At 37.5% G+C, this 13,393-nt stretch carries 9 protein-coding genes; 6 read left to right on the forward strand and 3 right to left on the reverse strand.

The window, feature by feature from the left end; genetic code table 11:
* Positions 1 to 68 precede the first annotated feature (68 nt).
* A complete protein-coding gene (locus E4O00_RS03220; protein WP_253678548.1) occupies positions 69 to 974 on the reverse strand; it encodes a GerMN domain-containing protein in 906 nt (301 codons plus the stop codon).
* Between the two features lie 95 nt (positions 975 to 1,069).
* Here E4O00_RS03220 and rpsA point away from each other — a divergent pair, with 95 nt between their 5' ends.
* The 6 genes from rpsA (at position 1,070) to E4O00_RS03250 (ending at position 11,085) form a co-directional block, all read left to right on the forward strand.
* Positions 1,070 to 3,505 (forward strand): 30S ribosomal protein S1, encoded by a 2,436-nt coding sequence (gene rpsA, locus E4O00_RS03225; RefSeq protein WP_253678549.1) that lies wholly within the window; start codon positions 1,070 to 1,072, stop codon positions 3,503 to 3,505.
* A gap of 12 nt (positions 3,506 to 3,517) precedes the next feature.
* Positions 3,518 to 5,035, forward strand: a complete 1,518-nt coding sequence (locus E4O00_RS03230) for a sigma-54-dependent Fis family transcriptional regulator (RefSeq protein WP_253678550.1) — start codon at positions 3,518 to 3,520, stop codon at positions 5,033 to 5,035.
* A gap of 1 nt (position 5,036) precedes the next feature.
* On the forward strand, positions 5,037 to 5,765 hold the full coding sequence (locus E4O00_RS03235; protein WP_253678551.1) for a tetratricopeptide repeat protein: 729 nt from the start codon (positions 5,037 to 5,039) through the stop codon (positions 5,763 to 5,765).
* 51 nt (positions 5,766 to 5,816) lie between these two features.
* Entirely contained in the window at positions 5,817 to 6,488 is a 672-nt protein-coding gene (locus tag E4O00_RS03240) for a hypothetical protein (RefSeq protein ID WP_253678552.1), read from the forward strand.
* Between the two features lie 92 nt (positions 6,489 to 6,580).
* The gene (locus E4O00_RS03245) at positions 6,581 to 8,059 is read left to right on the forward strand and encodes an extracellular solute-binding protein (RefSeq protein WP_253678553.1); all 1,479 of its coding nucleotides are present in this window, start codon (positions 6,581 to 6,583) and stop codon (positions 8,057 to 8,059) included.
* Positions 8,060 to 8,070: 11 nt separating this feature from the next.
* Positions 8,071 to 11,085, forward strand: a complete 3,015-nt coding sequence (locus tag E4O00_RS03250) for an EAL domain-containing protein (RefSeq protein WP_253678554.1) — start codon at positions 8,071 to 8,073, stop codon at positions 11,083 to 11,085.
* Here E4O00_RS03250 and rlmN read toward each other — a convergent pair.
* Both rlmN and E4O00_RS03260 read right to left on the reverse strand, forming a co-directional pair.
* Positions 11,082 to 12,131, reverse strand: a complete 1,050-nt coding sequence (rlmN, locus tag E4O00_RS03255; protein WP_253678555.1) for a dual-specificity RNA methyltransferase RlmN — start codon at positions 12,129 to 12,131, stop codon at positions 11,082 to 11,084. The two genes, E4O00_RS03250 and rlmN, sit on opposite strands and share 4 nt — an antisense overlap.
* On the reverse strand, positions 12,121 to 13,368 hold the full coding sequence (locus E4O00_RS03260) for a tetratricopeptide repeat protein (RefSeq protein WP_253678556.1): 1,248 nt from the start codon (positions 13,366 to 13,368) through the stop codon (positions 12,121 to 12,123). The genes rlmN and E4O00_RS03260 overlap by 11 nt, the downstream gene beginning before the upstream one ends.
* Between the last annotated feature and the right edge of the window lie 25 nt (positions 13,369 to 13,393).

Raw genomic sequence — 13,393 nt, forward strand, 5'->3', positions numbered from 1 at the left:
AGGCGGGGCATCCGGTTTATAAACTGCAATAATTTTTTATGGCTTATCTTTAAAATTTAAAAATAATCTTATCTTACAAAAGAGTTAACCGAGAGCGGGGAGCCTATCCATATGCCTTCAGCTCCAAGATATTCTTTTTTCTTGCCGTTGATTAAAAACTGAACCGAACTTACTGTTGAAAATTCGCATGCGGTGAAAACTATCTGTTCAAGCTGGGCCTGATAAGCTTCTATACCATACCGGTTAAACTGAAAATCTTCACTTATGTTTACTTCTGCAACCCCGTTTTTTACCTCTATCGATAAAAGTTTTGTATCGGGGGGAATAAAGGAGCGGAAGCCTTGTTTTGCCTCTTCGGTTGTCGGGCCTTGAAGGAGGCTTTGTATGGCATCAGTTAATGGAGAATCGGTTTTTATAAGCTGCCTCATAACAGCCTTTCTTACCAATTTACCGTCCGAATCTATTTTGGCCAAATAAACCTTGTAATTCCGTTTTTCTTTTTTTTGCTCAAGTTTGGGCTCTTCTTTTTTTGATTCTTCTTTGTTCTTGTTTTCCTGTGTTTTTTTTACGGATTGAACTTCAGTTTTTGCCGTTTTTTCGTTTGATTTTTGAGAAGCTGTTTTCTTTTCTTCTTTAAATCTTGTGTCTTTTTGAGTTTTTTCTTCGCCGGAATCTTTTTTTTCCGTTTTTTGAGCTTGGTTAGGCGTTTCTTCAGGCTTGATTTCCGTTTTTTTTTCAGAAGCTTCTTCCGCTTTTTCTGCGGCTCTTATTTTTTCTATTTCGTTTTGAATGCCTTGAAGGTCCGCCTCTATTTCTTTTTCTTGCTGAGGTTCTTTTTTTTGGAAGATGCTCATAGCATTTGTATTTTCAAAAACGCGGGCAATATTGTCTTTGTTGATAAAAAATAGCAGGGCTATCAATAAAATAAATGCAAGCCAAAAAAAACAGCCTAAAGATGTATTTTTTTTTCCCATAATCACCCACATAATAATATATTTTAGAAAAAAATACTATACTTTTTATAAAAAAGTATATACATAATGTGAAAAAAATTGTATAATAGTATAATATGATAATAGCGATTGATGGACCTGCAGGCTCAGGCAAAAGCACCCTTGCCAAGATGCTTGCTGAACATTTGAACATCACATTTATGAATACGGGCAGCTTTTATAGAGCCTTGGCTCTTGCCGTGCTGCGTTCTTCCGGAGGAGGGGATGACGGAAGCGGCGGACAGGTGCCCGATATTTCCGATGAAGAAAAATGGACATCATTTGCAGAAAAGACTGAACTGTTTTATATAAACGGTTCAATGTTTTTAGGTAATGAAAATGTTGAAGCTTATCTTCGAAGTGATGCAGTTGAATCAATTGTTGCTCCTCTTTCAGCTATAGTTCCTATAAGGCGTATCTTAAATAAAAAGATTCGTGAAGAAGCCGCTAAGACCGGAGCTGTTTGTGAAGGCAGGGATATGACAACTGTTGTATTTCCTAACGCCGATATTAAGTTTTATCTTGACGCTTCGGCAGAGGCCAGGGCAAAAAGACGCTTCAATCAGGGAACAAGCAATCTTTCGCTGGAAGAAATAAAAAAAACGATTCTCGAAAGAGATGAGGTGGATAAAAATAAAAAAGAAGGGAGCTTAAAAATAGCTCCCGATGCCGTGTATTTAGATACATCGGGCTTAAATATAAATGAAGTTTATGCAAAAATGCTGGCGAAGGTGTCGGCAATAATGCCGATGTCAAAGTCGGAAAATATCAATAATAAAGGGTTATCTATGGAAAAGATGGAAGTGGTAAAGGATGTTGAAAAAGACTCCAACGGAAACATCCAAGCACAATTACAAGAGGAGTACTTAAATAATTTTGAGGCTCCAGAGGCGGGGACAATTAAAGAAGGTTATGTTGTTGAAGTAAACAACGGAACCGTTTTTGTCGATGTAGGCGGTAAATCCGAAGGTCATATTCCTTTGGATGAGTTTGATGAGGCTCCTAAGGTAAACGATAAGGTAACTATTCTTATCGAAAAAACCGAAGGCTCAAACGGTCATTTGTCCGTATCAAAACTTAAGGCCGATAGGCTGATTCTTCAAAAAGAGTTTAAACAGGCTTATGCCGATAAGACTCCCATTGAAGGCACTATCTTAAAGCAGGTAAGAGCCGGCTACGAGGTAAAGCTCGGCGGCGGACTGACTGCTTTCTTACCTTTAAGTCAGGCAGATGTATCCAGAGTTGAAAAACCGGAAACCTTGGTTGGTTTAAAATCAAAATTCTACATTGAAAAGTTGAGCTTTAACTCACGCTCAGGCGAGAATATTGTTGTAAACAGACGCAAGTACATGGAAGAGCGTACCGAAAAAGAAAGAGACGCTTTTTTTGAAAATACAAGGATAGGCGACACCGTAAAAGGTTCTGTTAAGAGCTTTACCAGTTTCGGTGCCTTTATTGATTTAGGCGGCTTTGACGGTCTCTTACATATCAATGATATGAGCTGGGGCCATGTGACCCGTCCTAAGGACTTCGTAAAGAAGGGCGAAGAAATCGAGCTTAAGGTAATCCGCCTTGATCCCGAGAACAAGAGAATTAATCTCTCATTAAAGCATTTTACTCAGGATCCTTGGCTTCAGTTTGAAGACAAGTTCCATGTTGACGACATTGTTACCGGAACTGTTACAAAGACGACAGACTTTGGTGCCTTTATCGAGTTGGATGAAGGAATCGAAGGTTTGGCCCATATCAGCGAATTCAGCTGGGTTAAGAAGATCAATAAGCCTGAGGACATCCTAAAGCCCGGAGACAAGGTAACATGTATGATTCTAGGCTACGATATTCAGGCCGGAAGAGTTTCTTTGGGATTAAAGCAGGTTACCGATAATCCTTGGGATACCATCGAAGAACGCTACCCTGTAGGAACACGCTTAACCAGAAAGGTTGTTAAAATTACAAATGCCGGAGCCTTTATTTCTCTTGAAGAAGGTATTGACGGTTTCTTACACGCAGACGATATTTCATGGATTAAACGCGTAAAGCATCCGGGAAGCGAGCTTGAGGTAGACAAGGAAATTGAAGTTATCGTTATCGAATGCGATGCAGAGTCGAGAAGAATCCGTTTGGGTATCAAGCAGCTTACCGATGATCCGTGGGAAAAATTCGGAGCCGCTTACAAGGTAGGTTCTATTGTTGAAGGAGAAGTTTCCTCAATTACCGACTTCGGTGTGTTTGTAAAAGTGCCCGGAGACATCGAAGGCTTAATCCACAAACAAAATTTGGTTGAGTCCAGAGAGGAAACACCGGAAGAAGCTCTTGCAAAATATGCTGTAGGCGATAAGATAAAGGCTGTGGTAATTGAAATCAATCCGAGAAACAAAAAGACTGCTTTCTCAATTAAAGATTTTAAACGAAAACAACAGCAGGAAGAAATTTCTCAGTATATGTCAACCGAACAAGAAGATGATGATTCATCTTATACTCTTGGAGACCTCTTAAAGAATAAACCGGAGTAAATCTGTTCGTTTATGAGCACGGTTGAGAGCATTAAAAGAGATAAGCTTAACACTCTTATAAACACAAGCTTGCTGATAAACTCAAACTATTCCAATTTGAGCATTCTGTTGGAAAAAATTGTAGAATCGGCAATGGATGTTGTGGAAGGGGATGCTGCATCTCTTTTGATGCTTGAGCCGGACGGTGAAAGACTTAGGTTTGAAATTGCAATAGGGCCTAAGGGGATTGAAGCAAAAAAAATAGTGCTTGCACTGGACGGTATTGCCGGCTGGGTTATAAAATATAACCGAAGTGCCATAATAAACGATGTGTTAAGCGATCCTCGTTTTGATCCTACCGTTCAGAAGGTTACAGGCTATAAAAACCGTAATATGATTGCGGTACCCATGCGTATTAAAGACGAGTGTATCGGGGTTATTGAAGTCTTAAACAAAAGAGACGAAAAGGATTTTGATACCGACGATTTGAATGTATTGGAACTTTTTGCTACTCAGACAGCCATAGCCTATCAAAACGCAAAGCATTATAAGAAATCCAGGGAAGAAATCATTTGCCTCCAAGACCAATTGGAACAAGATCGAGGCTATCATACATTTATCGCAAAAAGCAAGGTGATGAATGAAAAACTTGAACTTTGCCGGAATATAGCCGCTTCCGATGCTTCCGTACTCATATTGGGAGAGAGCGGTGTAGGGAAGGAGCTGATTGCCGAACAGCTTCATTTGAATTCGAGGCGTGTTAATAATCCATTTATCAGGGTGAATTGTGCGGCCTTACCCGAAGGCTTGCTTGAAAGCGAGCTTTTCGGCCATGTAAGAGGAGCCTTTACGGATGCAATTTCGGACAGGAAGGGCAGGTTTGAGCTAGCCGATAAGGGAACCATTTTTTTGGACGAAATAGGCGATATCCCTTTAACATTGCAGACAAAGCTTTTGCGGGTCTTGCAGGAAATGGCCTTTGAAAGGGTCGGCTCAAATAAAACCCTCACAGTTGACACCAGGATTATAGCGGCAACAAATAAGGACATAGAAGAGCTTGTAAGGCAGGGTAAATTCAGATCGGATCTTTATTACCGCCTAAATGTTTTGCCGATATATATTCCTCCCCTTAGAAACAGGAAGGAGGATATACCGGAGCTTGCTCATTTTTTCTTAAAAAAATTCAGCAAAGAAGTAAAAAAGCCGTTTTTGGGCTTTTCGCCCGATGCTGAAAAACTTATAAATGCTTATTCTTGGCCGGGAAATATTAGGGAACTTGAAAATGCCGTTGAGAGAGCCTGTGTTTTGGGTAAGCCGCCTTATATCGAGGAAAAGGATTTGCTTTTAAAACTTGAGTCCTCATCCTTTGAGCCTGAGGCTAATTGTTCGGATCGGGATTTAAAATCAGCCGTAAATGATTTTAAAAAATCTTTTATTGTCAAAATTCTAAATGAACATAAATGGAATCAAACAGCTGCTGCCGAAAAACTCGGAATACAGCGTACATATTTATCGAGATTGATAAAAGAGCTTGAAATTAAGGAGATATAAAATGGTTTCAGAGGAAAATAAAGATTTGGCACAAAAAATCAATGATTTTTTAGTCCAATACAGAAAAATAGTGCTTGGAGTTTTGGTTTGTATTCTGGCTGCAGTAGCAGTTACAATTGTTTGGTTTGTAACAGTCGAGAATTCCAGAAAAACTTCCATAATCGGCGTTGAAAAAGTTATTTATGAGCTTGAAGAGTTTAAAAGAGAAGATAAGGCTAAAAATCCTTCAGCTGAAGATCCTGCCGATCAGAGTGAGAAACAAGTTTCTGAGGCTGTCAAAGGAGCCGAAGACAAGGCCATTGAAGAATTAAAAGCTTTAGGAAGCAAATATTCTTCATCCTATGCCGGTTTTAGAGCCAATACTGCAATAGCCGAAATTTATTTTCAGCGAAAAATGTATGAAGATGCTTTAAAATTTTATGAACTTGCTGCCGGAGCCGTAAAAAACACCTATGCTGAAGGTGTTGCTTCATTTAATGCTGCCGCTTGTGCCGATGAGTTAGGTGATAAAGAAAAAGCTCTCTCTTACTACGAAAGAGCTTCAAAAGTCGAAAATTTTCCGCTAATTCCGAGGGCTATCTTTAATGCCGGCCGCTTATACGAAGCTTTGGACAAAAAAGAAGATGCTGTACATACTTATAATAGACTTTTGGAAAAGTATCCTCAAAATGAATGGGCTCTTCTTGCAAAATCCCGAATAATCGTAATTACCGGAAGTGATAACCAATAATTGAGTTAAGGATAGATTCGGTAAAACGGATTTATCCTTAAACGAGGTCTTATGCTTGGGAAAAAGTTAATATTTTTTTTAAGTGTTTTTATTTTTTTCTCCTGCGGGATAGACGATATTGTTTATTTGGAGCCTCCCGAGTTAATACATAATCCTGCCGGACATACTGATGAAAATCAGATGTATTTTGAATTTAGAACATCCGATATAAAAAACTGGGATATTGCATTAGGTTTTTTTAAAGGGTTTGAAGTTTATTACCGCATTTATGAATCCGAAACTGATTGTAAAAATCTGATAGAAAATATGGTAAAGTATAATGAGTCAAATCCTGCCAACGCCGTTAATTATCTATTGTCGTCTTATAATTATAAGCTGCTGACATATCAAGGCAAATCTTATCAAGATAGACCTCTTGTTTCAGGTCCAAGTTCATCCCCATCTAATAATAGGCGTGTAAAATTCAGGCTTGAAGCTGTGCTTTCATTACCTAATGAATTTGCCGTTGAAGGAGAAATACTTGCAACGGCTTTACGCCAATTCGGTGATTTATTTTCTAATGCAAAAAGAGGTGACTCTGATGTGCAAGTTTCAAGTAGTCCGTCCCCCGATGCGTTTTATGTTGCAGCCTTTGCAGCAACCTACGGATTTGATAACTCTTTTAGGCCTCTTTATAGTGAATTGCTTCCTTTGGGGTATGTTAAGATAAAAAAGAATCCTTAGTTCTTATTAAATATAAAAAAAATACTTTACTTTCTCTATTAATACTTGAAATTGCCAATACTATATGGTAGAATATAGCACACGAGGCATTTATGAAAATATTGAAGCTGGTCTTTTTTTGTTGTGTTTGTCTGATTATATTCTCATGTAATCGTGGGTTATCTAAAGGCAATGCCGTTAAGTATGATTTAGATAATGTTTTGGATAAAAATGATCCCATTACTATAAATGTTTGGCATTATTATAGTGCATCTCAAAAAGAAAAATTTGACAGGCTGGTAGATAATTTTAATGCTTCAGAGGGAGCTAAATACGGCGTTTATGTCCGCGGTATTAGAAGGGCCGGAAATGCCAGAGAAATATCTTCATTTTTATCCGATGCCCTCTCCCAAAAACTAGGGGCTGATGAAATCCCAGATATTTTTTCGGCCTATCCCGATACAGCCTATGACTTTAATAAACAAGATCTTTTGGTGGATTTGTCCGATTTTTTTACCAAAAAAGAGAAAGACGAGTATGTTAAAAGTTTTCTATATTCCTCAGGTTTTGGAGTAAATGATGAAATTAAACTCTTTCCGGTTGCAAAGGCCACTGAAGTTTTTGTTTTAAATAAAACTGCATGGAAACCCTTTGCTGAAGCGATGGGTGTTTCCTACCGAGACCTAACTACTTGGGAAGGCTTGGTAAAGGTTGCCGAATTATATTATAACTGGACGGATTCTTTAACTGAAGAGCCTAATGACGGTAGACCTTTTTTTGGGAGGGATGCCTTAAGTAATTACATTTTAACGGGTACTTATGAATTAGGCAATAATATTTTTAAAGTTTTGGAAAACGGCGATGTCGAATTTGTCTTGGATAAAAAAACTTTGAGGACTTGTTGGGATAATTATTATGTTCCTTATGTTAAAGGTTTTTTTACTGCAAAGGGACGGTTTAGGGCTGATGATTTAAAAACAGGAGATATTATTTCCTGTATAACTTCAACTTCTTCTTCAATATATATGCCGTCTAAGGTTATAGATTCTTTTGGAAATTTCAGGCTTGTCGATTTGGAGGTCTTACCCATTCCGCATTTTAGAAATGCAAAGCGTAAAACCGTTGTTCAGCAAGGTGCCGGTATGGCAGTATTAAGGAGTAACATAAAAAGAGAAACTGCATCGGTTCTGTTTTTAAAATGGTTTACCGATATGCAAAAATATTCCGAGTTTGCAGTTTCTACAGGGTATCTTCCCGTAAAGAAAAAGGAGCTGGAAGTGGAGTCCGTAACGGCTGCATTTTGTAGTGACGGTATATGTATTTTGCCTATTGTACAGGATGCACTCAAGGTAAGTATAGATACAATGAAGTCTTTGGATCTTTATTTTCAACCTGCTTTTAAAAATTCCGATAAAGCAAGGCACATTCTTTCGGATTTGCTCCAAGAAAAAGCAAAAGAAGATAGGGCTAAGGTTGTTGAAAAGATTAAAGCCGGAAAAAGCAATGAAGATGCATTAAAAAATTTTATTGGAGATGCTTCATTTGAAGCATGGTTTACCGATTTGGAAAAAAAATTATTTGATTTAAAATAAGCGGAGTGATAATGAAAAAAAGTAAAGCTAAGCGAAAACATTCTACCTCCATTTTGTCACGGCTCTTAGTTCCTATGCTTTTTGTATTTGTTATTCAGGCAGCGGTTATGATGTCGATGTTCCTAAGTTCCGATATCTTAAAAAAATCCAGCGATAATGCCTACGGTGTTTTAAGCGAAAAAGTTTTAAACCGAAAAATATTGATCGAAAATGAAATGTCTAATAGATGGACAAGAATTTCGGACTTACATGAAAAAGTTTTAAAGGTAATTAAGACTGAGTTATCCCGTAATAATATTGATCTTTATCAGCTTGCAAATATGCCTGAATTGCAAAACCGAGTTCTTAATACTATTTTACCTGAGCTTATTTATACCATAAGAAGAAACTATGTTACAGGAGTCTTTTTTGTTATAGATGCTCCCAGCCCTCTGGTAAAGACAAACGCGTTCTTTTATCCCGGTTTATATGTCAGAAACGAAGAGCCTTCATCCTATTCTTCTATAAACGATGATCTTGTTATATCGAGAGGATCTTCTGAGGTTGTGCAAAATCATAATATTGCCCTTGGTGTAGACTGGTCGCCTTTTTTTACGATAGTACCTAATAGTCATGATGTAGCTTACCGTTATTTTAATGCTCCTATTGCCGCCGCCATGAAGTATCCTAATGAGCCTGCTAAAAATCTTGCATTTTGGAATACGCTTTCTAAGCTTGATCCTTTGAGTGATGATGCGATTACATATTCTATTCCAATAAAGGATGATGCAGGAAATATTTATGGAGTGCTAGGTATAGATCTTTCTGCAAAGTATATACAAACATTTTTAGGTTTTGATGAATTGGATATTTCTAAAAAGGGAATGTACTGCATGGCAGTGCATGATATTCATAATGATGCAGGAACTTTTTTGCCGATAGTTTTTAGCAGCATAGCTAGAAATTTGAATGCAAGCCATATTCCGGCCTTTAAAGTAGAGCGTTCCAATTATAAGAATGTTTATACGATTGAAGAGGTCTCAATTTTTGAAGAGAAGTACTGTCTGGCGATAGAGCCTTTTCATCTTTATCAGCGGAACGGAATGTACGAAAATCAAGAGTGGGTGCTGATAGGTTTGGCTCCTGAAGCCAGCCTTCTTTCATTTTCGGTAACTCTTAAAAAAATATTTTGGCAGTCTGTACTTGTGTCCGGTTTTTTGTTCTTAGCCGGTTCTTACTTATCGAGTAAACATATTTCGAATATGTTTACAAAGGTTGTATTAAAGCTGCAAAATAGTGATCCCCGAAAAATAGTAAATATCGAAAAAATGAATATAACCGAAATCGATACTCTTATTGTCGCTATAGAAAACTTAAGTGCGAGTGTGTTTAATGCTGCATCGCGTGTATCTACAATCATAGAAAAACTTCAAGTTCCTATAGGAGTTTTTGAACATAATATCTTAATGGGAACGGTTTTTTGTAATTCGATTTGGTTTAAGCTTTTTAATATTCAAAAATATTCAGGCGATTCGGTTTTGAAGACTGACGAATTTTATAAATTGCTGGATCATTATGAGTACTATATAAATTCAAAGGATGATTCTAAAACTATCTATGCTATACCGACGGGGGCTCACGGAATGGTCCGCTGGATTCGGTTTATGCAGACTAAGGAAAACGACAAAATTTTAGGTATAGCTCTTGATATTACAAAGGAAGTCGAAGACCGAAAAAAACTTGAGCTTCAAATGAACTATGATGACCTTACCGGTCTTTATAATAGAGCCGCCTTTGACAGAAAGATTACCGAAGTATTTAAGCAAAAGCATTTAGGCATCTGTGCCCTTGTAATGTGGGATCTCGATAACCTAAAATATCTAAACGATTCTTTTGGTCATGCGTACGGCGATACCCATCTTATGTCTTTTGGAAAAAAACTTGCCATGCTTCAACAGGATCGCTGTCTTGTTTGCCGCCGTTCAGGGGATGAGTTTTATACTTTCTTTTACACATTTTCGACCTCTGATGAAATAAAGCTTATCTTGACCGCTTTTTGGAAGGATATACAGGAAACACCTATAGTTCTCCCAAACGGAGAAAATTCAAGACTCCGCGTTTCTGCAGGTTTGGCTTGGTATCCTTATGATGCAGATAACCAGGCTGATTTGGTGAGATATGCAGATTTTGCAATGTATGATGTAAAACATTCGTTTAAGGGTTCTTTACATGAGTTTAACTTGGATGTTTATAAAAAGAATTATATAATGATCCATGGTACGGAAGCTCTTAATCAGATGCTTGAAAGGAATCTCATAGAATATGCCCTACAGCCGATTGTTACTTCCGGTACAGGCGATATTTACGGATATGAGATGCTTATGCGCTCTTTTGCTCCGGAATTTAAGAGCCCTGAAGATATTCTGCGTCTTGCTAAGGCTCAATCAAAACTGCATAAACTTGAAGAGCTTACTTTTTTTGGAGCAATGGAAACATTTGTTAAAAAGATAGAAAAAGGCGAAATATCGAAAAACACTAAAATATTTTTAAATACCATAAGCTCCCAGGTTTTGTCTGAAGCAAAGTTTTTTGAATTTGAAGAAAGATTTAAGCCTTATCTTTCAAATATTGTTCTTGAAATTACTGAGTCCGAACCTCTTAATACAAACTTTTATGATCTAAAAAATGAGAGAATTCGTAACTGGAATGCAATGGTTGCAATTGATGACTTTGGAAGCGGTTATAGTAACGAGTCATCTCTTTTATTTTTGTCACCCAATCTTGTAAAGATAGATATGTCTATAGTAAGGGATGTTCATAAGAGTCTCGATAAACAAAATGTATTGGAAAACCTTGTTTCCTATGCAAAGAAAAGAGATATAATAATCCTAGCTGAAGGTGTTGAAACAATAGATGAGATTGATGTATTGCTGCGGTTCGGTGTAGACTTGTTTCAGGGATACTTTTTTGCAAAGCCTTCTTTTGATATTATTCCTATACCGGAAGAAAGAATACAGGAGTTAAACAGAATTTTCTCTCTGTATTAATTTTGAATTGTCCTGATTTTTGTTGAGGTAGAGCCAAGCTGGCCGCATGCCCCTGCTATGCTCCGGCCTCTTTTTTGACGCGTGCTTATATTTAGGCCTGCCTTTTTTAGATAAGCTTCGAAGTTTCGGACTTCCGTTTCTGACGGAGTTTTAAAATTTAAGCCTTCTACAGGATTCCAAGGAATTAAATTTATAAAGCACTCAAGGCCTTTCGCAAATTCTATAACCTGCCCGGCCGCTTTTTTATCGGTGTTAAGTCCCTTCATAAGGGCGAGTTCTAAGGTTACCCTTTTGTTCGATTTTGAGTTGAAATATTTTATTGCCTGCTTTAACTCACCGAGGCTGTTTGTTTTATTTACCGGCATGAGTTCTGTCCTTAATGTTTCGTCGGCTGTTGTCAATGAAACAGCAAGCCGGACTTCCGGCCCCTTATCTGCCATCTCGTATATTCCATTGCATAGGCCTGAAGTCGAAATTGTTATACGCCGCTTTGAAAGATTTCTACCTTTAGGATGAGCAAGAATATTGATAGCCTTGTTTATTTCGCTTAAATTAAGCATCGGCTCTCCCATGCCCATAAAGACTATATTATCCAAGGTTCCGGCTTCTTTTTCCAAATGTAAAAACTGTTCTACAATTTCTGAAGCCGATAGGTTTCTTAAAAAGCCTATCTGTCCGGTTTTACAAAAAGCACATTTCATGGGGCAGCCTGCCTGACATGAAACACAGGCTGTTTTCCGTTTTGCTTTATCTGTCAATAATACGGTTTCTATTACGGCTCCGTCATAAAGCTCTACAGCCAGCTTTATTGTACCGTCTTTGTCTTTTAAAGCCTCTTTTATTTTGGTCGAAAATAAAGAAAAATCTTTTGCGAGGGCAGAGCGCATATCCAATGAAATGTTGGTCATTTCATCAAAGCTCTGTACTCCTGAAGCTATCCATCGAAAAACTTGTTCGGCTCGGAATTTATCTTTTAGACCGCAGAAGCTTTGAATCTCTTCAGGAATCATTCCTGAAAGAGATGCTTCATTTTTTTTAGTGGTCATTTTTTGTCAATTCAAAAAGCAGGTCTGAAATTGTCTGATTTTTGATTCCAAGTTTTTGAAAATCGGTTAAAGTTTCTATTGCCTTTTGTTTTTCTTTCTTTTCGATATAGCATTGAGCAAGTTCAAGATATACCCTGTAATTTGTATCCTCTGTATCTTTGAGGTGAGTTAGGGTTGTGATCGCCTGATCATATTTTTGCTGCAGCTTACACAATATTGCAAGGCCCAACATTGCGTATGAATCAAAGTCAATATCCAGAGCTTTTTGATAGTTTTCTTTTGCCTTTTCAAAATCATTCATACTGCGGTAGGCATCGCCTATTCGTGTTAAAATAACCTTGTTGTTAGGATCCAGTTGAAGTATTTTTTTCCAATATACTATAGAATTATACTGCTGGTTTAAGCCTCGGTAGCAGTCGGCTAAACCGAAAAGTCCGTAGAAGTTGTCGGGCGACCTTTCAAGAGCTCTTTCAAAATAATATACGCCCCTATCAAAAAGTTTCATTTTACGGTAACAGTTTCCGATTGAAGTTAGGATTCGTATATCGACAAATTCCCCGCTTGATTCCATCACTTTTTCCCAATAGACAAGGGCTTCCCTATATTTTTTAAAGTCATAATTTAGGTGTCCCAAACCGATTAGGGCATAAGCATTTTTAGGAGATTTTTCCAATACTTTTAAATACAGTTTTTCAGCCTTGTCGAATTCCTTGGTTTTTCGGTAAGCGTCGGCAACACGTGTTAAGACGGTAATGTTTTTATCGTCAAATTTAAGGTATTCTTCCCATATTGCGATAGCTTTTGGAAATTGGTTCATTGATTTATAGCAATCTGCAAGACCGAAAAGAGCATAGTTATTGCCGGGATGATGTTCAAGGCATTGCTTATAGAATTGTACTGCGTCATTAAATCTATTGTTTTTACGCTCGGCATCGCCTAATCCGACTAAGGCATAATTATTTGTAGGATCAAGCTCTAATATTTTTTTAAAAACATTTATAGCTTCATTAATACTGTTGCCTTTTAAAAGCGAATAGGCCTGTTTTGAAAGTTCCGAAATTTCTATTTGTTTTGAATCCTCTGTGTTAAAGATGTCTTCATTAAAAGCCGGACTATTTAAAAAATCCGTTTCTTCAAGGGCTGGATTCTCTTTTTCTGTGTTGTTTGTGAAAATTCCTGTAGTTTCATCCAGCTTATCCATATTGGCTAATTCTTTCTTATGTTTGATGTCTGACATTAATCCTCCGTAAATATATGTACTT

This window comes from Treponema sp. OMZ 788 (assembly GCF_024181245.1).
Classification (GTDB): domain Bacteria; phylum Spirochaetota; class Spirochaetia; order Treponematales; family Treponemataceae; genus Treponema_B.